This window comes from Abyssisolibacter sp. ZYX002, from assembly GCF_056892235.1.
Genome location: NZ_JARMXH010000016.1, coordinates 1 through 22,069, shown reverse-complemented (window position 1 = coordinate 22,069; position 22,069 = coordinate 1). Strand labels below are relative to the sequence as shown.

General features: G+C 29.5%; 23 protein-coding genes. 22 read left to right on the top strand and 1 reads right to left on the bottom strand.

Going from position 1 to position 22,069, the window contains the following annotated elements; genetic code table 11:
* Positions 1–48 precede the first annotated feature (48 nt).
* From glnA to P3X86_RS20615, 13 genes are all read left to right on the top strand, one after another.
* Positions 49–1,476, top strand: coding sequence for a type I glutamate--ammonia ligase (gene glnA, locus P3X86_RS20675; RefSeq protein WP_483294645.1), 1,428 nt, complete (start codon positions 49–51; stop codon positions 1,474–1,476).
* A 160-nt stretch (positions 1,477–1,636) separates the two neighbouring features.
* The gene (locus tag P3X86_RS20670; RefSeq protein WP_483294644.1) at positions 1,637–2,968 is read left to right on the top strand and encodes a hypothetical protein; all 1,332 of its coding nucleotides are present in this window, start codon (positions 1,637–1,639) and stop codon (positions 2,966–2,968) included.
* A gap of 20 nt (positions 2,969–2,988) precedes the next feature.
* A complete protein-coding gene (locus tag P3X86_RS20665; RefSeq protein WP_483294643.1) occupies positions 2,989–3,546 on the top strand; it encodes a hypothetical protein in 558 nt (185 codons plus the stop codon).
* Between the two features lie 131 nt (positions 3,547–3,677).
* Complete coding sequence (locus tag P3X86_RS20660) at positions 3,678–4,163, top strand: C-GCAxxG-C-C family protein (RefSeq protein ID WP_483294642.1); 486 nt, start codon at positions 3,678–3,680, stop codon at positions 4,161–4,163.
* On the top strand, positions 4,150–5,073 hold the full coding sequence (locus tag P3X86_RS20655) for a TDT family transporter (protein ID WP_483294641.1): 924 nt from the start codon (positions 4,150–4,152) through the stop codon (positions 5,071–5,073). The genes P3X86_RS20660 and P3X86_RS20655 overlap by 14 nt, the downstream gene beginning before the upstream one ends.
* Positions 5,074–5,588: 515 nt before the next feature.
* Entirely contained in the window at positions 5,589–6,548 is a 960-nt protein-coding gene (locus tag P3X86_RS20650) for an acyl-CoA dehydratase activase-related protein (protein ID WP_483294640.1), read from the top strand.
* The gene (locus tag P3X86_RS20645) at positions 6,520–7,629 is read left to right on the top strand and encodes an acyl-CoA dehydratase activase-related protein (protein ID WP_483294639.1); all 1,110 of its coding nucleotides are present in this window, start codon (positions 6,520–6,522) and stop codon (positions 7,627–7,629) included. The genes P3X86_RS20650 and P3X86_RS20645 overlap by 29 nt, the downstream gene beginning before the upstream one ends.
* Positions 7,604–8,578 (top strand): acyl-CoA dehydratase activase, encoded by a 975-nt coding sequence (locus P3X86_RS20640; protein ID WP_483294638.1) that lies wholly within the window; start codon positions 7,604–7,606, stop codon positions 8,576–8,578. The genes P3X86_RS20645 and P3X86_RS20640 overlap by 26 nt, the downstream gene beginning before the upstream one ends.
* 267 nt (positions 8,579–8,845) lie before the next feature.
* A complete protein-coding gene (locus tag P3X86_RS20635; RefSeq protein ID WP_483294637.1) occupies positions 8,846–9,202 on the top strand; it encodes a hypothetical protein in 357 nt (118 codons plus the stop codon).
* Positions 9,203–9,582: 380 nt separating this feature from the next.
* Positions 9,583–10,023 (top strand): nucleoside recognition domain-containing protein, encoded by a 441-nt coding sequence (locus tag P3X86_RS20630; RefSeq protein ID WP_483294636.1) that lies wholly within the window; start codon positions 9,583–9,585, stop codon positions 10,021–10,023.
* Positions 10,024–10,042: 19 nt separating this feature from the next.
* The gene (locus tag P3X86_RS20625) at positions 10,043–10,498 is read left to right on the top strand and encodes a nucleoside recognition domain-containing protein (RefSeq protein ID WP_483294635.1); all 456 of its coding nucleotides are present in this window, start codon (positions 10,043–10,045) and stop codon (positions 10,496–10,498) included.
* Positions 10,499–10,611: 113 nt separating this feature from the next.
* Positions 10,612–11,664, top strand: coding sequence for an HD-GYP domain-containing protein (locus tag P3X86_RS20620; protein WP_483294634.1), 1,053 nt, complete (start codon positions 10,612–10,614; stop codon positions 11,662–11,664).
* A 77-nt stretch (positions 11,665–11,741) separates the two neighbouring features.
* Positions 11,742–12,509: a GNAT family N-acetyltransferase gene (locus P3X86_RS20615; RefSeq protein WP_483294633.1), complete on the top strand. Its 768-nt coding sequence runs from the start codon at positions 11,742–11,744 to the stop codon at positions 12,507–12,509.
* Here P3X86_RS20615 and P3X86_RS20610 read toward each other — a convergent pair whose 3' ends face one another.
* Entirely contained in the window at positions 12,510–13,493 is a 984-nt protein-coding gene (locus P3X86_RS20610) for an asparaginase (RefSeq protein WP_483294632.1), read from the bottom strand. It lies immediately after the preceding gene.
* A 394-nt stretch (positions 13,494–13,887) separates the two neighbouring features.
* Here P3X86_RS20610 and P3X86_RS20605 point away from each other — a divergent pair, with 394 nt between their 5' ends.
* The 9 genes from P3X86_RS20605 (at position 13,888) to P3X86_RS20565 (ending at position 22,037) form a co-directional block, all read left to right on the top strand.
* Entirely contained in the window at positions 13,888–15,042 is a 1,155-nt protein-coding gene (locus P3X86_RS20605; protein WP_483294631.1) for a cysteine desulfurase family protein, read from the top strand.
* Positions 15,043–15,055: 13 nt separating this feature from the next.
* A complete protein-coding gene (locus P3X86_RS20600; protein ID WP_483294630.1) occupies positions 15,056–15,616 on the top strand; it encodes a GNAT family N-acetyltransferase in 561 nt (186 codons plus the stop codon).
* A gap of 39 nt (positions 15,617–15,655) precedes the next feature.
* Positions 15,656–16,828 (top strand): tRNA uracil 4-sulfurtransferase ThiI, encoded by a 1,173-nt coding sequence (thiI, locus tag P3X86_RS20595; protein WP_483294629.1) that lies wholly within the window; start codon positions 15,656–15,658, stop codon positions 16,826–16,828.
* Positions 16,829–16,920: 92 nt separating this feature from the next.
* Complete coding sequence (locus P3X86_RS20590; RefSeq protein WP_483294628.1) at positions 16,921–17,511, top strand: TetR/AcrR family transcriptional regulator; 591 nt, start codon at positions 16,921–16,923, stop codon at positions 17,509–17,511.
* A 273-nt stretch (positions 17,512–17,784) separates the two neighbouring features.
* Positions 17,785–18,324 (top strand): helix-turn-helix domain-containing protein, encoded by a 540-nt coding sequence (locus tag P3X86_RS20585; RefSeq protein WP_483294627.1) that lies wholly within the window; start codon positions 17,785–17,787, stop codon positions 18,322–18,324.
* Positions 18,325–18,341: 17 nt separating this feature from the next.
* Positions 18,342–19,388, top strand: a complete 1,047-nt coding sequence (gene potA / locus P3X86_RS20580; protein WP_483294626.1) for a spermidine/putrescine ABC transporter ATP-binding protein — start codon at positions 18,342–18,344, stop codon at positions 19,386–19,388.
* Positions 19,385–20,221, top strand: coding sequence for an ABC transporter permease (locus tag P3X86_RS20575; RefSeq protein WP_483294625.1), 837 nt, complete (start codon positions 19,385–19,387; stop codon positions 20,219–20,221). The genes potA and P3X86_RS20575 overlap by 4 nt, the downstream gene beginning before the upstream one ends.
* A complete protein-coding gene (locus P3X86_RS20570) occupies positions 20,215–21,012 on the top strand; it encodes an ABC transporter permease (protein ID WP_483294624.1) in 798 nt (265 codons plus the stop codon). Before P3X86_RS20575 ends, P3X86_RS20570 begins: the two co-directional genes overlap by 7 nt.
* Positions 21,012–22,037, top strand: coding sequence for an ABC transporter substrate-binding protein (locus tag P3X86_RS20565; protein WP_483294623.1), 1,026 nt, complete (start codon positions 21,012–21,014; stop codon positions 22,035–22,037). Before P3X86_RS20570 ends, P3X86_RS20565 begins: the two co-directional genes overlap by 1 nt.
* The last annotated feature ends 32 nt before the right edge of the window (positions 22,038–22,069 follow it).

The window sequence follows — 22,069 nt, the reverse complement described above, 5'->3', positions numbered from 1 at the left end:
TTTATTGCAATATTATAGAATTACATAATTGTTTAAGGGGGGAATGCTTTGTTTAATAATTTACATGAGATCAAAAGTTATTGTGAGCAAGAAGGTATTAAAATAATTGATTTTAAAATAATCGATTTAAAAGGAAGATGGCATCATTTATCAATACCATATGAAAGATTTAACGAAAAGATGTTTTCGGAAGGTATAGGATTTGACGGTTCAAGTTATGGTTTTTTAACAGTAGAAAAATCAGATATGATATTCATACCAGATATTAGCACAGCGTTTGTAGATCCATTTTGCGAAGTTCCTACAATTAGTATGATTAGTGATATATATACACTAGGAGATAAAATTAAGAGGTTTGAAGGGGATCCAAGATACATAGCACAAAAAGCTGAACAATATTTAATAGAAACAGGTATAGCAGATGAAAATATCATTGGACCTGAGTTTGAGTTTTACTTATTTAATCATATATCATATGACAATAAGCCTCACAGTCAAAAGGTAAATATAGATAGTCAGCAAGCTTATTGGAATACGGACGACGATGATTATAACATAGGATATAAAGTTCCATATCAAAAAGGTTATCATGTTGATATACCAATGGATAGCACAAATGATTTAAGATCAATTATGACACGAAAATTAGAAGATTTAAATGTGAAAATAAAGTATCACCATCACGAAGTAGGTGGGACAGGCCAAGTAGAAATAGAAACAGAGCATGGTAAAATGAGAGAAATGGCAGATAAAACAATGATACTTAAATACGTAGTTAAAAATACAGCTATACAGAATTATAAGACAGCTACATTCATGCCTAAACCACTTTACAAGGAAGCAGGAAATGGAATGCATGTGCATATGCAGTTGTTCAAAGATAAAGAGCCTATTTTTTATGATAGAGATGGGTGCTCTGGTTTAAGTAAAGAAGCGCTTTATTTTATAGGAGGTATATTAAGACATGCACCAGCATTAAGTGGTATAACTAATCCTAGTACAAACTCTTATAAAAGGCTTGTTCCTGGTTATGAAGCGCCTGTAAGCATATGTTTTGCAGTGTCCAATAGAAGTGCAGTAATAAGAATTCCAGGTTATGCAAACACTCCAGAAACTAAGAGATTTGAATATAGGTCATCAGATGCAACATGTAATCCTTATCTAGCATATTCAGCATTGCTTATGGCAGGATTGGATGGTATATTAAATAAAATAGACCCACAAGAAGAAGGATATGGACCTTTAAATGTAAATATATTTGATTTACCAAAAGAAGAAAAAAGCAAAATAAAGAGCCTACCTAAATCTTTAGATGAAGCAGCCGACGAATTAGAAAAAGATTATGAATTCTTATTAAAAGGTGGAGTATTTACAAAAGAATTAATAGATAATCAAATAAAGAGTATTAGAAAACAGTGTCAAATAATCAACTCTATACCACATCCAAAAGAATTTGATATGTATTACGATTTATAAAAAAATAAGTTAACTTGAAAGGGCAATTTGTAATTAAAAAGATTGCCCTTATTTTATGACTATAAGCTTGAAAATTAGTATTTCTAATAGTAAACTATAAATAGGCGATTAATGATTATAACAGCAAATAGAATATATTATATATAGTAAAGGTGATTATATGAATAAGAATAAAAAAGAAGATAAGGACAATACCAATCAAAATGAATTAATTAACAAATTCTTAGATGTCAACAATCAGGTAAAGAAAATCATAGCTAAAATATCCGTATATGAGATTCACAATCACATAATAAACTTAGAAGATAAAATCAATTCCAATAAAAAACTATTAGAGAGTTTTGAAGATGAATACATTAGCATTATGTCGATAAAAAAATCACTATTAAACAACATAAAAGAGATAAGTATAAACGACTATAAATACTATAAATTGCTTAGAAAGAACATAAGAGAACTTTATATTTTACTATCTATTTATACTAATGAGTTAGATATTTATGAGGAAATATTTTTTTCTGAACTAACAAATTCAAATAGTGACATAAAACACATAAATATTAGGAAGCTAACTAATCATATAAAAAACATAAATAACAAAAACCCCAAACTCTTAAAACAAAAAATGCCACAAGTCGTAAGGGTTCTACCAATGTATATAACTAAAGATAAGTATTTTAGTTATATAAAAAGAACTATATTGAAAAACTTTACTAGTAGCTCTAAAGATTACTGTAAAGAATTAATATCAATGTACAAGAGTTATTTTGCAGGATATTTTTATACTGATTATGGAATGAAGTTTGATAAGTATTTTTATTTTATAGAGGAGTTAAAAATATCAAAGTTAAAATCAATAGATAGTGATAAGTTAGAGAAAAAACATGAAACTATGATACAAATGTTCAAAGAAATATATGACTTATCAGAAATAATAAGATTAATGGGTATCATAACAAATAAACTAATTATACTAACTCTAGTAGATGTACAAATTAGTGAAGAAAATATACTAGACGTACAGATAGAAAATAGTAAGAAAGATAGTAACATAAAGAAAAATAACAAAGAGATAGACAAGCTATATAAAGAGCTTAATGTAGCAAATAAAGAATTAGAATTAATTATGGAAGACATAAAGGACAATCACGATATATCTAGGCAGATGAGAGTAACAGAAAAAATTGTTTCTTATTTTCAAGATAAGACTTTAGTATCAATAAGAATGATAGAAAATGGTGAAGACGTAGTTCAAACTGAATACCTAAAAATACTCACAGGTAACTTTGTAGATTATATGAGAAGGTGTATGAAAGGTATGGATAAAAGAGAAAAGAAAATAAGAATGAAACGACTACTTTCTATGATAGGTATACCGTTTGAAACAGTAGAGGAGTTTATAAGTTATTTGGAATATTCTATTAACAGATGTAATGACAATCAGGATAGATTAAAGCATTTAAGTAATGTGTATAATGTACTAGACCACTAGATAGTTTTAGGAGAATACAAATGAATTACGAAAAACTAAAAGAAGAATTTATGATATTAAATAACAATACGACCATAATCGATAAAAGATTTGATTATAGTAAAGATTATGAGTTTGTTGTATCTAAAAAGAGTTTTAAAAAGTTAACCATAGGTATAATTATTCTCCTGATTGTGATGGGGATAGTAGTTTGGTATTTATTGTGGGCATTAACAAAAGTAAAGACTGATATGGGAAAGTTCAATATAATGGGAATGCTCATTATTGGAACCGTAATAACAATATTTGCTATCTACGAGTGTCATAAAAAACGTAAAAAAATATATCCAAAGATAAAGTTAGAGTATCACAATAAAAACATACATTACTGTGATGGATTAGATTCTTTCGATTTTAAAATAAATGATATATATGAGGTAGAGTTTATAAATCCTCAACCTAAAAGTAAACGATGGATAGTAGTTGTAGTAATAAAAAGAAACAAAAGAATAAACATAGATATATTAAATATGGACAACCCAAAGTTACTATTTAAACTACTAACAAGCTATAATAAAAATATAAAAATCTATGGTTGATACAATAATTTGCGTCAATATTTACCTATAAATCTTTTGCATAAACGTAATCTGGATATAATTTATTTCTATTTCTAATGAAAGAAATTATATGATATATTTTTGATAAAAGATTAAAAGGAGCTGATTAAGTGAAAAAAGAAGTTAGTATAAGTAAAATCAGGCATGATGCAGAAGAAGAATTTAGAGCAGGAAATTTTTATTGTTCAGAAGCAGTTGTATATTCTATAAAGAACAACTTTAATATTGATATGTCTGATGATATGATAGCAATGGCATCAGGGTTCCCAGTCGGAATAGGAAAATCAAAATGTGTATGTGGAGCTGTATCAGGAGGTATTTTAACATTAGGTTATTTCTTTGGCAGAAAAAAAGGCGGAGATAAAAAAGTTCAAAAAACACTAGAACTTGCAAATGAGTTACAAGAAAGCTTTAGAAAAAATCATGGTTGCCTTTGCTGTCACGTACAAACAAAAGGGATGGATATGGGATCTGGAGAGCATAAGTCGCAATGTATATCTTTTACTGGCGAGATTGCACAGAAGACTGCAGAAATAATAGTAAGAGAATTAGAACTGATAAACACAGACAGAGAGCTTATTAATGAACATTATTAAAAGAGTACCATTACCTATATCAGGATTGATGTTGGCATTGGTCTCAATTGGAAATTTATTAGCTAGTTATAATCAAGTATTAAAAAAAATTTGTGGCATTTTAGCTACATTCATTTTTATTTGCCTGATATTTAAGATTATAATTGATTTCCAATCGTTAAAAAAAGGCGTAAACAACCCTGTCGTTGCAAGTGTTTTACCGACATTTTCAATGGGTCTTATGATACTAGCGACATATATGAAAACTTTTAATAGCAAGGTAGCTTTAATAGTATGGTTTCTGGCTATAATTATCCATATTGCTCTGGTTATTGTGTTTACAAGATTATATTTGCTTAATTTTGATATAAAAAAGGTGTTTCCAAGTTATTTTATAGTATATGCTGGTATAGTAGTGGCAAGTGTAACTGCACCAGCTTTTAATAAGCTAATTGTTGGGAAAAGTATGTTCTATTTTGGATTTATAGGGTATTTATTTATATTGCCAGTTGTAGTTTATAGAGTATATAAATATAGAGATATGACAAAAGCGACATTACCTACTTTAGCAATTTTTACAGCACCATCTAATCTTTGTTTGGCAGGATATATCTCTGCATTTAAAGATAAAAATGAAGTGATATTGTATTTTTTAATACTATTATCTTTTATTACATTTACCTATGCTATTTATAATATGCCTAAGTTGCTAAGAAACAATTTTTATCCTAGTTATTCAGCATTTACATTTCCATTTGTAATAAGCGCAGTTGCTACAAAAAAATTGTACGTTTACTTTAGAGCAACAGGGTTAAACATAGAGATTTTTAAGTATTTATATATAGCTCAGATGATTATTTCAGTACTGTTTGTGTCTTATGTGACAATAAAATATACAGCATTTGTTTTAAAGACTGATAAGTATAATTAAATTTAAGTAAAAAAACTGTCTCAATTCTGATACGGCTGACAACTTTAAAAAGGTTGTCTTTTTTTATTTTTTCTTTTTCTTGAATATTATATATAAAACATACATTACTTCCGTTGTTATTAAATAAATCGCATAAAAAGGATAGGCGACTTTTATACCTCCAATAAATTTCATTTCAGAATGTTAAAAAACATAAGTTCAACAATTATCAACACAATACCGATTCCTAAAAATTTTTTAGATTTCATATTTATTTCCTTTTTAAGTTTAATTAAACCCTTTTTATTAGTAGTTATTGTGTTTGAACTCATTATGTGTTCTATTTAATTTAATTCTTTGTTTTTCTTGTATTTCCTTCCATGTTGGTGTTACTAGGGTGGAAATGAAAAAGGGGTTAAACATTTACCATCTGTTTACTTATATCTGTTTTTTAGCTTATAAAATTTTCTATAATATGGATAGAAAACAAATATAATGTTCATAATATAAAGAGGTAAAAAAGGAGGGAGATAGCTTTGAAAATAGGCATACCAAAAGGATTACTCTATTATGATTATATAGCTGTATGGAAAGATTTCTTCGAAGAATTAGGACAGGAAGTAATAATATCTGATGATAGTAACAAAAAGATTCTCACAGATGGGGTAAGTAAATGCATAGATGATGCTTGCTTGCCGGTAAAGCTTTATCATGGGCATGTTTTAAATTTAAAAGATAAGGTTGACTATATATTTATACCTAAAATCATTAGCGTAGAAAAAAAGACATATCAGTGTCCTAAAATACTAGGATTGCCAGCTATGATTAAACAATCTATAGAAGGATTACCTGAAATACTAGATACAGAAATAAATTTAAGAAACAGATCATATAAAACGAGTATATTTGAGTTAGGGCTAAAGTTTACTAAAAATATTGCAAAAATAAAAAGAGCATATAATAAAGGGCTACAAAGCTTATGTGATTATGAGAGTTCATTTAAAAATAGATCGATTTCACATGCTATTAAAAAAACTATAAATAACAGTAAAGGTATTTCAACTATAATGCTAGCAGGTCACTCATATAATTTATTTGATGAAGTTATAAATCTCAATCTTATACAAAAGTTGAATAAATCAAATGTACAAATAATAACACCTCAGATGTTAGATAAACATACTAATGATTATTTACACCAAGTAAAAAGAAAAATATTTTGGTCAGTAGGTAAACAGATAGTTGGAACATGCTTTTATGCTGTAGAAAATAAGATGATAGATGGTATGATTTACATATCATCATTTGGATGCGGATTAGATTCTATAATTATAGATATAGTCAGTAGAAAATGTGAAAGAAATAATGTACCTTTTACGGTATTAGTAGTAGATGAACATTCAGGAGAAGCAGGGTTCAACACCAGATTAGAAGCATTTTTGGATATGATACATTGGAGGAAAAAAGATGAAGATAACATTTCCACACATGGGTAATGCATATATTGGAGCAAAAGCAGTTATAGAAGATTGCGGGATAGAAGTGATAGTACCACCTAAGTGTAGTAAAAAAACACTAGAATTAGGGACTAAATATTCACCAGAGACAATATGTTTACCTCTCAAAATAAATATAGGAAATTATATAGAAAGTATAAAAAAAGGAGCAGATACAATTATTATTACAGGTAGTACAGGGCCGTGTAGATTTGGCTTATACTCTGTAGTAGAAGAAGAAATATTAAGAGATTTAGGCTATGATGTTAAATTTTTAGTGATAGATGCGTTTGAAAAAAATGACAATAGCTTATTAAATCAATTTTCTAAACTAAAATCAAAGCAAAAAATTAATGTACTGACTAGTTTTCTAAAAGGTAAAAAAATTATAATTATGGCTGACAGACTTACAACATTGTCAAATAGAAAAAGAGCGTATACAAATAACAAAAGAGAAATAGATAAAATAATGGATGATTATAGAGATCAAATTTATCATAGCAAAGGTTCCAACAAGATAATAGAGATCATCAAGAAAACAAATGAAAAGCTTTTAAGTATAAAAGAAGATAATACAAAAGATGTACTTGAGATAGGCATCGTAGGGGAGATATTTACAGTTATAGAGCCGTTTGTAAATCTTGAAGTCGAAAGAAAGCTTGGATACTTTGATGTCTTAGTGCATAGGTATCACTCGCCAAGTACTTGGATAGAAAATCATATGTCAATTAAAGCGCTTTTTGGTGGTAGTCTCGAAAGAGAAATACTAAAAGAAGCAAGGAAGTATTTTAAAACTCTAGTAGGTGGGCATGGTAGAGAAACTGTAGGCAGTAGTATAATGTATGCAAAGAAAAAATACGATGGAATAATTCAAATATATCCATTTGGTTGTATGCCAGAGATAGTTGCCGCAAGTGTGCTACCATCAGTATCAAAGGAGTATAACATACCAATAATGACATTGATAGTAGATGAGATGACAGGTGAAGCAGGATATATAACAAGAATAGAAGCTTTTGTTGATCTACTAAGAAAAAGGAAGGAGCAAGTTAATAATGGAAAAATTGTATCTAGGAGTTGATGTAGGCTCTGTTAGTACTAATTTAGTACTTATAGATGAAAATAAAAATGTTATAGATAAATATTATTTAAGAACTAAAGGCAAACCTATTAGTGTATTGCAAGAAGGAATGAAACTAGTAGAAGATAGATCACAGTTTATAAAAGGAGTTGGAGCTACAGGTAGCGGAAGACACTTAGCAAGTGCTATGCTAAGTGCAGACATAGTGAAAAATGAGATAACTGCCCATGCTATCGCTGGACTAAATATCATACCTAATGTTAGAACAATTTTAGAAATAGGTGGTCAAGACTCGAAAATTATTATACTTAGAAACGGAGTAGTACAGGACTTTGCAATGAATACAGTATGTGCAGCAGGAACAGGGTCTTTTCTAGATAGGCAAGCATCAAGGTTAGGAATCAAAATCGAAGATTTTGGCAAACTTGCATTAGAATCAAAGATACCTGTTAGAATTGCAGGAAGATGCGCAGTATTTGCAGAATCAGACATGATTCACAAACAACAGCTCGGACATTCTCAAGAAGATATAATTAACGGGCTTTGTGAATCATTAGTTAGAAACTATTTAAACAATGTTGGAAAAGGTAAAAAAATAACAGGACCTATATTATTTCAAGGTGGGGTAGCAGCAAATATAGGTATAAAAAGAGCGTTCGAAAAAGCACTAGATACAGAGGTATTTGTTCCAGAGCACTATGATGTTATGGGAGCATTAGGAGCAGCTATACTAGCAAAAGATAAAGTTTCAAATGCTGGTAAAACAAAATTTATAACTGATAAAGTTTTTAACAAAGAATTCGAGGTTAATGGATTTGAGTGTAAATATTGTTCTAATGCATGTGAAGTAATAGAAATCCTAAGAGATAAGCAGATAATAGCACGATGGGGAGATAAATGTGGTAGATATAGCAATATGATAGTTCATGATGATGAGGAATTGGCATAAAATTTATATATGAAGATGCAAAGCATATTCTGTTTTATTGATGGATATGCTTTTTGTTATTTCTTGTTTATGTTGTTTAGACTATCTCTGTGGGTTTTGTGATTGCCTCGTAACTTTATTTGTTCGGCAATTCAATTGTTTTGGGTGAGATTTTATTTGGATTGGCTATTAAAATACTATTATCAAAGAGTCATTTATAATATTAAACATAATAAGACATATTTGTAATATAAAGTTATAAATATATGGCACTAACAGGGAGGATTTATGAAAAAAGGTGTAAGTAAGAATTTAGTTAGCCTAGGGTTTTTAGGTTTTATAGGATTCAGAGGATTAAATCACAATCCACTATACTTTTTATACTTTGCTTTTGGGGGATATTTTTCTTATTTTTGGTGGTCTAAATTGGGTCAAATTAAGGAGGAGTGTTTAATGGCTAATAAACGTAAAGCAGCTTCAATATCTTTTGGAGTATGTTTTGCAATAGCATTTGTATTAAGTTTTATGGTGAAGCTATCTTCATTTGATTTACAATCAAGTTATAAGATGCAATTATTAATAGTATCTTTTGCCTTTGCAATATCAATAAATTTATGGGCATATTTAACTTACAAATTTAATTAATAAGTTGTTGTTAACTTTCGATTCACTTACTTTTACCTCTATTAAAATCATAAAATAAAGTAAGAGCTCTTCTTTAGATTTGGAGGAACAAGCTCTCTAAAGTTGCTTCATATTCTTTTTAGATTGTCTTTGTGGGTCTTTCGATTGTTTTTCTTGCCCTCGTAAGCTGTAATATACATAAAGTTATAAAATTATGAAACTGTGACCCTTTATTGTTTCTTGCTGTAAAGGACATGGATAGTAGTGTTTCTACATCCAATGTTAAGATTAAGCCCGTCCAGTAATCCTATCTTGGTAGATTTATTCTTCAACTCTAATACACTCAAGCCATTGATAATATGCTATAATGAGTCTAGATTAATAGAAAGGACAAGCATAATATGAAAGACAGTATTGCAAAATCGCAAGGTTATAAAACATTAAAAAGAGGTCTAGAAAAAGGACTCAAGACAACATGGATGTTAGCAAAAATAGTAATACCTATCCAATTCTTAGTCGTGTTTTTAAAATACATACATGTACTAGATAAAATTTCAGTAGTATTTGAGCCATTTATGAATGTTTTTGGTTTACCAGGAGAAGCTTCGTTGGTGCTCGTTTTTGGTAATGTAATAAATATCTATGCTGCAATAGGAGCTATTACATCTTTGTCATTGACAGCGAAGCAGGCAACAATAATAGCTGTTATGTTATCGTTTTCTCATAGTTTACCTGTAGAAAGTGCAGTAGCAAAAAAGACTGGTATTAGTGCGGGTTTAGTTATAATCATTAGACTAATTCTAGCAATTTTAGCAGGAATTATATTAAAGTATTTAATCTAAAATGACGAGGTGATAAGTGATGATAATAATTCAATATATAAAAGAAGTACTATCCATGAGTTTGAATTCTATATTTAGCATGGCAATAATGATAATACCATTGATGATTATAATGGAAATACTAAAGGATTTAAAAATACTTGACATAATATCAAACAAATGCAAACCGGTTTCTAAAGTTTTAAATATGTCTGAAGACTCCATATTTCCTTTGATGATAGGATTGATACTAGGATTATCGTATGGAGCAGGAGTTATTATTGATAGTAGTTCACAGGGAAAGCTTAGCAAACAGGATTTATATCTTTTAATGATATTTTTAGTAGCATGCCATTCAATATTTGAGGATACTTTGTTGTTTGCGAGCATAGGTGCAAATGGTTATTTATTATTATGTATTAGATTTGTAATAGCTTTTTTGTTGACGTACTTTGTGGGCAAAGTCATTGGAAAAAGGTCGAAAGCAGCTAAATAAAATTCAAACATTTGTAAAAAATGTAATAAATCAAAGGAAAAAGCATTTTTAATGTAGAAGTTATAAATAACCGATATTATTTATGACAAAATAATATATAAGTAGGTGATTGTTTGAAACTTATTAGGATTAGCGATGCAAAAGATGGGATGATTTTAAGTAGAGATATAATAAACGAGATGTCAGGTACCGCAGTATTAACTAAAGGAACTGTATTAAATAAATCTCTTATAAAGCGTGTTAAAAATCTAAATATTTACGAAATATATATTATTGATCAATCGCAATATGAACTAGCTAAGCAAAGGAAAGATAAAGATAGGACTGAAATATTTTTGTACAGTCATAACCAGCTTGCAGACAAAGTTAGAAGAGTCTTTGATAATGTTAAAATAGGTAAAGAAATATTACTCTCAGAAATAAGCGCTGAAGCAGACGATATAATTTGTGAATTGTTTGAAAGTGACAATATTTTATCGAGACTTAGACAAATCAAAGAAGATGATGATTATACATTCAAACACTCTATAAATGTTTCGATACTAGCTACAATGGTTGGAAAATGGCTAAAATTATCTAAAAAGGATATCAAGCAATTATTTTTAGCAGGGTTATTTCACGACATAGGTAAACTTAAAATATCAACAGATATAATAAATAAACCTAGTGAACTAAATGAAAAAGAAACTAATACTATAAGAAGGCATCCTTTGTATGGATATGAGATACTATCTAATACGGTAGGCATAAGTGAGGATGTATTATTTGGAGTATTACAGCACCACGAAAGAGAAGATGGTTCAGGGTATCCAAATGGATTAAAAGGCGATAAAATTCATCAGTTTGCTAAAATAATAGCTGTGTGTGATATATTTGATGCTATGACATCTGAGAGAATTTATAAAGAGAAAGTGTCACCGTTTAAAGTGGCAGAACAGATTGCAAATGACAGCTTTGGAAAACTTGATGCTAAAATATCATTAGTGTTTTTGAAAAACATATCTAATTTTTATGTAGGTAATACAATAAAACTCAATACAGGGGAAACTGGAGAGATAATATACATATACAAAACAGATCCAACAAGACCAGTTGTCAAGGTAGGAACAGATTTTTATGATTTGAGTTTAGATAGAAGCTTAGATATAATAGATGTATTGAGTTAGATAGTAACACTAAAAATATGAGGATGTCTTAGATATCCTCAATATTTATATGTAAGAGATAGGAGAAGATGTACAAAATGATTGAACTAGCGACAAATGAGTTGGAATGTGTAAGTTCACTTTGTGAAGGGAAAAATAGCATAGATCTTAAATCAGTGATTGAAGGAAATATGGGGACAGTATGGGTTGATAATAAACAAAGACCAGTTGTAGCTATTATTTTAGTAGCAGATTTTTGTCATTTACTCGGAGATATAAATAAGATAACAAGTAAAGACAAAGTTATAGAGGTACTAAAAAAGTGCAGGGGTCAAATTGTAGTAGTGTATGATATATCATGGATACATGTATTAAAAGAAAATTTTAAAGAGAGTTTTAGGAGCTTTAAACGATATGCTTTAAAAAGAGAAGTTAATGATTTTAATAAACATCAATTAAGTGATTACATAGCAAAAGTATCTAGTAAATTTAAGATACAAAGAATAAATGATGAGTTATATGCAAAAATATTATCTGATAAGTTTATGGCAGATTGTTGTTCTAACTATAAATCGTTAAAGCATTTTAAAGATAGTGGTATAGGATATGTTATAGAGCATAATGAAGAAATCATATCGGGGGCTTCTTCTTATAGCTACTGCAAAGGTTATATTGATATAACAATAGGAACAAAAGAAGATTATAGGAATAAAGGCTTAGCATTAGCATGTGCTTCAAGTGTTATATTAGAGTGTTTAGAAAAAAACATAATTCCAGTATGGGATGCTGTTGATATGAGATCAGTGAAACTTGCGAGAAAGCTAGGGTATATATTTGACAAAGAATATAAAGTATATTCCATCTAATTACAATCTATATTCAAATACTTTTTTAACATCTTCAATATTGTCGTATGTACTTAAAGCTAATAGGAGCTTTATTCTTGCTTTTTGACCTGGTAGATTATCTCCGAATATAGCTCCGTATTCTTTTAGCTCTCTCCCAGCTCCAGAGTATCCATACGTGTCTAAAACTCTCCCTGCATAGCATCTTGATACAATAACAATTGCGAGATCATTATCTATAGCTTTTTTAATACCACTAACCATACCTATAGGGACATTTCCTCTACCTAGTGCTTCAATTACAATTCCGTTATAACCAGCGTTTATACAAAACTCTAAAATATCAGAGCTCATACCAGAAGCACATTTTAATAGAGCAACTCTAGCATTTATGTTTTTTACATTTAGCTTGGGTTCATTTTTTATTGTTCTATAAAAAAGAACCTCATCATTATCTACTATTCCAAGAGGCCCGAATTGAGGTGATTGAAATGTATTTAATGAGAGTGTATTTGTTTTGGTTACTTCACTGGCAGCATTTACTTCATCGTTCATAACTACCAATACACCTTTACCACATGAATCACTGCATATAGAAGTACATATTGCGGCAGCTAGATTGCTTGGACCATCGTATCCTAGTTCTGATCCATTGCGCATAGCTCCTACTACAATAACAGGTTTTGTGCAGTTGATTGTTAAATCTAAAAAATATGCTGTTTCTTCTAATGTGTCAGTACCATGCGTAACTACTACTCCGTCTATGTCATTTCTTTGTATTAATATAGTTATTAACTTTGAAAGTTCTAGCATAATCTCAGGAGTAATATGAGGACCGGGTAATCTAGCAAAATTAATAGTTTCAATTATAGCATGTTTTTCTATATTAGTAACCATAGAAATGATTTCTTCATTAGTTAGTAGTGGGATAGCTGCTCCGAGTCTAGAGTCAACTTTCATAGATATTGTTCCGCCAGTAAAAATAACAGCTACCTTCTTTTTCATCTTAATACCTCCTAAAACTAAGTATGTCCATATTTAGAGGTATTTAAAGTCTATAATTTTCAAAAACAAAAGAAAGCTCCTAGAAAAATCTAAGAGCTTCCTTTTTTAAATCATGAACCGATACATAAATAAAACTGTTCAAAGGGGTATTGAAATATATTTCTAAGGTTACCAGGGGGATAACCAACATAAATTATAACAAACTTCGACAAAATTAGCAACAAGAAAATAGTGGTAATTTTTAAAAGGGTACACTTATATCTAAAAGGATTAATAAAGCTTATTTTGTAAACAATAATAAAAGAATATCCCATATGAATAATTATACTTTTATAAGGAGTTATTTTCTTATATAATAAAGATATGCGCAAAAAGGAAATTGAGGTGACCATGAGTGAATGTGTATTTAGATAATAGTGCAACAACTAGAGTCAGGGAAGAAGTAATAAAAGAGATTACAAAAGTATTAAAAGAAAGTTATGGGAACCCATCATCGCTTCATAGAATGGGTTTTGATGCCGAAAAAATGATAAAGAATGCAAGAACTATAATAAGCAAATATTTAAATGTGGACGAAAGTGAAATTGTATTTACATCAGGAGGAACCGAAAGTAATAATATAGCATTACAAGGAATAATAAATAAATACGGTAGAAATAAAAAGCACATTATAACAACAAAAGTAGAGCATCCCTCGATTTTGAATGTTTTTAAACATTATGAAAACAAGGGGTTTAATGTTACTTATCTACAGACTAATGAATTAGGAATGGTAGATTTAAATAAACTAGAAGAAGCTATTAATGACAAAACTATATTGATTTCTATACAGATGGTTAATAACGAAAATGGAACTATACAGCCAATAAGTGAAATAAGTAAAATTGCAAAATCCAAAAATAAAAATATCAAGATACATGTAGACGGTATACAAGCATTTGGTAAAATTAAAGTGGATCTGAAAAAACTAGGAGTAGATAGTTTTTCTTTTAGTGGGCACAAATTCCATGCTCCGAAAGGAATAGGTGGGTTATATTTATCAAAGACTCTAAATATAGCACCAGTAATATATGGATCAGGTCAAGAAAAAGGAACTAGACCAGGTACTGAAAATGTTCCTGGAATTGTAGCTATGGGTAAAGCAGCTGAAATATTAGAAAGAGAATTTGATAAAGAAACTAATAAAATATTAGATATTAAGCAATATTTTATAAATTGTGTAAAAAACAACATTGAAGATATCAAATTTAACAGTTATACTGATGAGAGGTGTGCACCTCATATAGTAAATATCTCTTTTTTAAAAACTAAAGCAGAGGTATTATTGCACTATTTAGAAAATCATAATATTTTTGTTTCAACAGGTTCAGCATGTTCTTCAAAGGATAGATCTGTTAGCAAGATATTATCAGCTATGGGACTTAAAAACGATGATATTGAGGGAGCGATAAGATTTAGTTTTTCGCATTATAACGACATCAATCAAATAGATTATGTTATAGGGAATCTTAGAAATAGTGTTATAGAGATAAGAAAAATTATGAGATGAAAGGAGTTTAAATATGAAGAAAAGTTATAATACAGACAGATTAGTATTAAAAGTAGCCGATTCAAAAGATGTGGAATTAGTAGTTGATTACTTTATCAGAAATGAAGAATTTCTAAAAGAGTGGGATCCTTTAAAGCAAGAACAGTTTTTTACATCAGATTATCATAGGCAAGTGATAAAAAAAGATTTAAAAGAAATAGAAAATGGCACTAAGCTTAGGCTATGGATAATGAAAAAAGAAGATAAAGATAACCCTAGAATAATTGGTACAATAGCGTTCTCAAATATAATTAAGGGAGCATTCTTATCATGTATTTTGGGATATAGATTAGACAAAGATGAAATAAATAAAGGATATATAACAGAAGCATTGAATAAAGGAATAGATATCATTTTTAATGAATATAAAATGCATAGAGTTGAAGCAAATATTATGCCTAAAAACGATAGATCAATTAGAGTTGTAAAAAAACTAGGTTTTACAGAAGAAGGATTATCAAAGAAATACTTAAAAATAAATGGTAAATGGGAAGATCATCTTCGTTTTGTATTACTTAATGATGGTATTGAATAATTTGTAAGACAAAGAGCTAACAAGTCAGGAGGAAATAATTTGGTAAAAGTAATATCAATAAGCTATGGAGAAGTAGCATTAAAGGGAAATAATAGATCCTATTTTGTTAATAAGCTTATAAAACAAATAAAAAGATTAGTCAAAGATTATCAAGATACAAATGTATACCAAGATAGAAGTAAAATTTTTATAGAAGCAAATGAAGCTGATATAGACGAAATAGTAAAAGAAGTAAAGAAAATCTTTGGTATAGTCTTAATAAGTATATGTTATAGAGTAGAAAAAGATATGAATCTATTAAGAGATTGTGCCATATATGCAATGAATGATTTAAAAAGTAAAAGGGAAGTTAATACTTTTAAAGTAGAAGCAAAAAGAGCAGATAAAAAGTTTCCAATTAATTCGATGGAGGTCGAAAGAGATTTAGGTGGAGTTGTATTAAAAAATGTTGATAATATCAAAGTTGATGTGCATAATCCAGATATCTATTTGTATGTAGAGGTAAGAGATTATTGTTATGTGTTTACTGAAAAAATCAAAGCGTATGGAGGGTTACCAGTAGGTACAAATGGCAAAGGGATATTGCTTCTTTCAGGGGGAATAGATAGTCCTGTAGCTGGATTTATGATGAGTAAAAGAGGTCTTAAAATAGATTGTGTTCATTATCACAGTTATCCATTTACAAGTGAGAGAGCAGAAGAAAAAGTTATGTCACTTGCTAAAATAATGGCACAGTATTGTGGCAATCTAAGGATACACAGTGTTAATATACTAGAAATACAGAAGAGCATTAATGAGCATTGCCCAGAAAGCCAGATGACTATATTATCAAGAAGATTTATGATGAGAATAGCAGAAAGAATAGCATTGGAGAATGGATATGATGCTTTAATAACAGGAGAAAGTCTTGGGCAAGTAGCAAGCCAGACAATAAAAGGTATAAATGCAACTAATGCATCAATAAATATACCAGTTCTTAGACCATTAATAGGTATGGACAAAACTGATATAATAGATATAGCGCAAGATATAAAAACATTTGAGACATCTATACTTCCTTATGAAGATTGTTGCTCAGTTTTTTCGCCTAAGCACCCAGTAACAAGACCAAAGCTACAGGTGATAGAAGAATCTGAAGCAAAGCTAAATGTAGAAGAATTAATAGATAATGCCATAAAAAACAAGAGAGTAGAAGTAATAAGAAGCATTTAGAGAGGTAGATAACTTAATATGTAACATTAAAGAGAGCTCAGACTAAATATTAGATATATAGTCAAAAAAACGTGAGAAAAAGGTGATAAGCAATGCCAAAAATAGTTGATTTTCAAAAGAGAAAGGATTACATAGCTAATGAAGCTGTGGCAATTTTTGTAGAGAAAGGATTTCATAAGACAAAACTACTTGATATAGCGGAGAAATGTGGATTGGGTAGAACTACGCTATATCAATATTTTAAAAATAAAAATGATGTATTCCAGTACGTTGTTGAAAGTGAAAAAAGTAAGCTCATAATGAGCATTAATCAGATTAAAAATGATTCAACTGTTAGCTCTATAAACAAGATAAAAAAGATTGTTGAAGAAGTTGTTAGCAATGAAAATATAAACGATATTATAATTATTTTTATTGAACTTTGGATGCTAGTAAAGAGGGAAGCAAAAAGAGAAAATGAAGAATTGCTAAAAAATGCAGTAGAAGTTAGGAGTATGTTCAGAGATCTCTTAAGCTTAGCTATGGAGGATGGAGAAATAAGAGAAATAGATGCAAAACTTATGTCATATACAATTTTTTCATTCATAGAAGCTATGACTTTAGAAAGGTTTATAGATAGTGGTATAACAGTTAAACAAAAACTTCAAGCAGTAAATATATTTATAGATGGATTAAAAAAGTAAAAGATATTTTATAATATTTTTGGGGAAAGCTAGGAGATAAAGACTTCTAGTTTTTTTATGCATATAAAAAATAATATTTAAGAAAAAAATTAAAGAAAAAACATAAAAAAAACCATTGACTCATAGGTTAAAGGCTTGTATAATAATTATTGGCTAGAGTTTAGTAATTGTAAACATAATATTTAATATAATGTCTATGTGTTTTATATAACAAGTAGATATTATTATAATATATAACCAATAAAAGCCAAAACTCAGATAGAGGTGTTTGATATGAATATAGGTAACAAAATCAAAAGTCTAAGAACAAAATATGGATTAACCCAAGAAGAACTAGCAGACCGAAGTGAGTTATCAAAAGGTTTTATATCTCAGGTAGAGAGAGATTTGACATCACCATCTATAGCAACGCTTGTAGATATACTAGAAAGTTTAGGAACTAATTTAAAAGAGTTCTTTAATGAGAGTATAGAAGAGAAAATCGTATTTAAAAAGGAAGATTATTTTATAAAGATGGATGAAGATTTAAACTATGAAATACAATGGATAGTTCCAAATGCTCAGAAAAACATGATGGAACCGATACTATTAGAATTAAAAGAAAATGGTAGATCAAATATAGATTATCCTCACGAAGGAGAAGAATTTGGATATGTATTAGCAGGAACTATTATTGTGCATTTAGACAAGGAGCGATATACAGTAAAAAAAGGTGAATGCTTCTATTTCAAAGCAGGTGTAGATCACTACATATCTAATAAAGGAAAAACAAAGGCTAAAGTGTTATGGATTAATACACCGCCAAATTTCTAATATAGGAGGTGAAAAGCTTGAAAAAAGACATAATCAAGCTTTTAAATATCAGCAAAGAATTTGATAATGAGACTATACTGGACAACTTAAATTTAACAATTAAAGAAAATGAATTTATGACGTTGTTAGGGCCAAGTGGTTGTGGCAAAACTACTACACTTAGAATAATAGCAGGTTTTGAGAGTGCTTCAAGAGGAGAGATCCTTTTCGAAGGCAAAAGTATAAAAAATGTAAAACCACATAAGAGATCAATTAATACTGTATTTCAAAAGTATGCATTGTTTCCACATATGAATGTATTTGAAAATATAGCTTTTGGACTAAGAATCAAGAAAACACCTGATAAGATAATAAAAGAAAAAGTAGAAGCTATGCTTAAGCTTGTTAATCTAAAAGGTTACGAAAAAAGAAGGATTACATCACTTAGTGGAGGACAACAGCAGAGAATAGCTATAGCTAGAGCACTAGTTAATCAACCCAAGGTATTACTTTTAGATGAGCCTTTAGGAGCGTTAGATTTAAAACTCAGAAAAGATATGCAAATAGAGTTAAAGAATATGCAAAGAAAATTAGGTATAACATTTGTCTACGTAACTCATGATCAAGAAGAAGCACTTACTATGTCTGATACAATTATTGTAATGAACAATGGAGTAATACAACAAAAGGGTACACCTATAGATATATATAATGAGCCAGAAAATAGATTTGTAGCAAAATTTATTGGTGAGAGTAATATAGTTAAAGCAATTATGTTAGAAGATTATAGAGTAAAGTTCGCAAATAATGTATTTAAATGTGTAGATAAAGGTTTTAGTAAAAACGAAGAAGTTGATGTAGTAATTAGACCAGAAGATATCAAGTTTGTATCAGGGGAGCAAGAGATGTTCTCAGGGATAGTTACAAATGTGATATTTAAAGGAGTTCACTACGAGATTATATTAGAAGATGAAGCAGGTAGAGAGTGGATGATACACAGTACTTTAGCTAAGACTAAAGGAGCTAGACTTAGCCTTAGTGTAGAGCCCGAAGATATACATGTAATGAAGAGGGTGATATCATGAACAAGAAATGGATAGCTTATCCTTATGTTTTGTGGAGTGCAATATTTATAGTGGTACCACTAATATTGATAATAGTGTTTAGTATAACTGAAGGGAATAATCAGAGTATAGCACAGTTTAAGCTTACGTTTTCAAACTTTGTTAAGTTTTTTGATCCCTTGTTTTTACAAATACTCAAAAGATCAATAATACTAGCTTTGATGACTACAATAGTATGTTTGATAATAGGTTATCCTATGGCAATGATACTGGCTAGTCTAGACTCAAAGAAGCAAAAGATAGTATCATTATTGTTCTTATTGCCAATGTGGATGAATTTTCTTTTGAGAACATACGCATGGCTAGCTATATTGAGTAGAGTTGGAATATTAAATAGTTTCTTAAAGATGATAGGATTAGGTCCTATGGAAAATTTATTATACAATAGTGGAGCTGTATTGATGGGGATGGTATACAACTTTTTACCATTTATGATATTGCCGATATATACTGCTCTAAGTAAAATGGATAACAACATTATAGAAGCGGCACAAGATTTAGGAGCAAACAGAGCGAGAGTATTTACAAAAGTTATATTGCCATTAAGTTTACCAGGAATAGTGTCTGGGATAACTATGGTATTTATGCCTTCAGTTAGTACATTTGTTATATCGAGATTGTTAGGTGGAGGAAAATACAATCTAATAGGTAATTTGATAGAGCGTCAATTTATGGTTGTAGGAGATTGGCACTTTGGTAGTGCAATGTCTATGATAATGATGATAATAGTATTTATATCTATGGCGGTACTTAATAAATATGACGATGACAATGGAGGAAGCTATATATGTTAGATAAGATTTTGAATAAACTAAAAATACTATATTCTATATTGATATTCGTATTCTTATACGCACCTATAGTGGTATTGATTATATTTTCATTTAATAATTCAAAATCAAACTCGTCATGGAATGGATTTACGCTTAAATGGTATGCTAGCTTATTTGCTGATAAATATATAATGAAAGCACTTTATTACACATTGGCAGTAGCAGTGTTATCATCAATAATAGCAACAATATTCGGTACATTTGCAGCGTTAGGAATATATAATATGAGACCGCTAAAAAAGAAAGTAATGTTAGGGATAAATAATATACCAGTAGTTAATCCAGATTTAATAACAGGAATTTCATTAATGGCTTTATTTATATTTTTAAAGATGCCACTTGGTTTTATGACAATGTTAATAGCACACGTAACGTTTAACATACCGTACGTTATATTGTCAGTTTTGCCAAAGTTAAGGCAGATGCCAAAAGAGTTAATGGAAGCTGCATTGGACTTAGGGGCTACGCCAATGTATGCAATAAGAAAAGTATTAATACCTCAAATAATGCCGGGAATAATAACAGGGTTATTGATGGCATTTACATTATCGATAGATGATTTTGTAATAAGTTTTTTTACAACAGGACATGGAGTTACGAATTTATCAATAACAATATATTCGATGGCAAGAAGAGGTATAAAACCAGAAATCAATGCATTATCAGCATTGTTGTTTTTAACGGTATTAATATTATTGATAATTATTAATATAAGATCTATTAGAGATGAGAAAAGAAAGGAAGTGCTATAATGAAAAAAAACGTTAAACTAGTTACATGCATGGTATTATTAATGATGGTAACAATGATCTTTAGTAGTTGCAAAAGCGATGACAAAGTACAGCTTAATGTGTACAATTGGGGAGATTACATTAAAAAATCAGTGTTAGAGGATTTTGAAAAAGAATACAATATTTCAATTAACTATGAGGAATTTGCAACAAATGAAGATATGTATATTAAATTAAAACAAGGTGGAACAAACTACGATGTAGTAATACCATCTGATTATATGATAGAAAAAATGATAAAAGAAGATATGTTAGAAAAAATAGATATGAAAAACATAACTAACTACAAAGAAATAGACGAGAATTTAAAGAATTTAGTATTTGACCCTAAAAACGAATATTCAGTGCCTTACCTTTGGGGGACAGTAGGAATAGTATATAATAGCAAAGTGATAAAAGAAAAAGTAGACAGTTGGGATATACTGTGGGATGAAAAGTATAAAGATCAGATATTAATGTTAGATAGCTCAAGAGATTCCATAGGAATAGCACTTAAAAAACTTGGCTATTCATTTAATTCAAAGAATGAAAAAGAATTAGCAGAAGCTAAACAAGAATTAATAAAGCAAAGACCATTAGTTTTGGCATATGTAGTAGATGAAGGAAAAGACAAGATGCTAAGTGGAGAAGCAACAATAGGAGTATTTTGGTCAGGAGATGCAATGGTATTGGCAGCTGAAAATCCAGATTTGAAATATGTCGTGCCAAAAGAGGGAAGTAATCTTTGGTTTGATAGTATGGTAATACCTAAAGGAAGCAAGCATAAAAAAGAAGCAGAGCTATTCATAAACTATCTAAGTCAAAAAGATGTAGCTAAAAAAACAGCTGACTATATAATGTATTATACACCAAATGTAGAAACTAAAAAAATGTTGGGTATAGAGTACCCTTCATTAGAACAACTAAATCACTGTGAGATATTTAGAGATCCGGGTGAATTTATAAAGAATTATGATAGAATATGGACGGAAGTATTGGCACAGTAAAGGTATAAGGAGTTGTCTAAATAGACAACTCC

What these genes read in the sequence shown, in the direction of transcription:
- P3X86_RS20570 (WP_483294624.1), top strand. Translation starts at nt 20,215, where the DNA reads ATGTTAGATAAGATTTTGAATAAACTAAAAATACTATATTCTATATTG.
- P3X86_RS20640 (WP_483294638.1), top strand. Translation starts at nt 7,604, where the DNA reads ATGGAAAAATTGTATCTAGGAGTTGATGTAGGCTCTGTTAGTACTAAT.
- P3X86_RS20600 (WP_483294630.1), top strand. Translation starts at nt 15,056, where the DNA reads ATGAAGAAAAGTTATAATACAGACAGATTAGTATTAAAAGTAGCCGAT.
- P3X86_RS20635 (WP_483294637.1), top strand. Translation starts at nt 8,846, where the DNA reads ATGAAAAAAGGTGTAAGTAAGAATTTAGTTAGCCTAGGGTTTTTAGGT.
- P3X86_RS20625 (WP_483294635.1), top strand. Translation starts at nt 10,043, where the DNA reads ATGATAATAATTCAATATATAAAAGAAGTACTATCCATGAGTTTGAAT.
- P3X86_RS20610 (WP_483294632.1), bottom strand. Translation starts at nt 13,493, where the DNA reads ATGAAAAAGAAGGTAGCTGTTATTTTTACTGGCGGAACAATATCTATG.
- P3X86_RS20575 (WP_483294625.1), top strand. Translation starts at nt 19,385, where the DNA reads ATGAACAAGAAATGGATAGCTTATCCTTATGTTTTGTGGAGTGCAATA.
- P3X86_RS20585 (WP_483294627.1), top strand. Translation starts at nt 17,785, where the DNA reads ATGAATATAGGTAACAAAATCAAAAGTCTAAGAACAAAATATGGATTA.
- P3X86_RS20615 (WP_483294633.1), top strand. Translation starts at nt 11,742, where the DNA reads ATGATTGAACTAGCGACAAATGAGTTGGAATGTGTAAGTTCACTTTGT.
- P3X86_RS20655 (WP_483294641.1), top strand. Translation starts at nt 4,150, where the DNA reads ATGAACATTATTAAAAGAGTACCATTACCTATATCAGGATTGATGTTG.
- P3X86_RS20565 (WP_483294623.1), top strand. Translation starts at nt 21,012, where the DNA reads ATGAAAAAAAACGTTAAACTAGTTACATGCATGGTATTATTAATGATG.
- P3X86_RS20590 (WP_483294628.1), top strand. Translation starts at nt 16,921, where the DNA reads ATGCCAAAAATAGTTGATTTTCAAAAGAGAAAGGATTACATAGCTAAT.
- P3X86_RS20630 (WP_483294636.1), top strand. Translation starts at nt 9,583, where the DNA reads ATGAAAGACAGTATTGCAAAATCGCAAGGTTATAAAACATTAAAAAGA.
- P3X86_RS20645 (WP_483294639.1), top strand. Translation starts at nt 6,520, where the DNA reads ATGAAGATAACATTTCCACACATGGGTAATGCATATATTGGAGCAAAA.
- P3X86_RS20670 (WP_483294644.1), top strand. Translation starts at nt 1,637, where the DNA reads ATGAATAAGAATAAAAAAGAAGATAAGGACAATACCAATCAAAATGAA.
- P3X86_RS20665 (WP_483294643.1), top strand. Translation starts at nt 2,989, where the DNA reads ATGAATTACGAAAAACTAAAAGAAGAATTTATGATATTAAATAACAAT.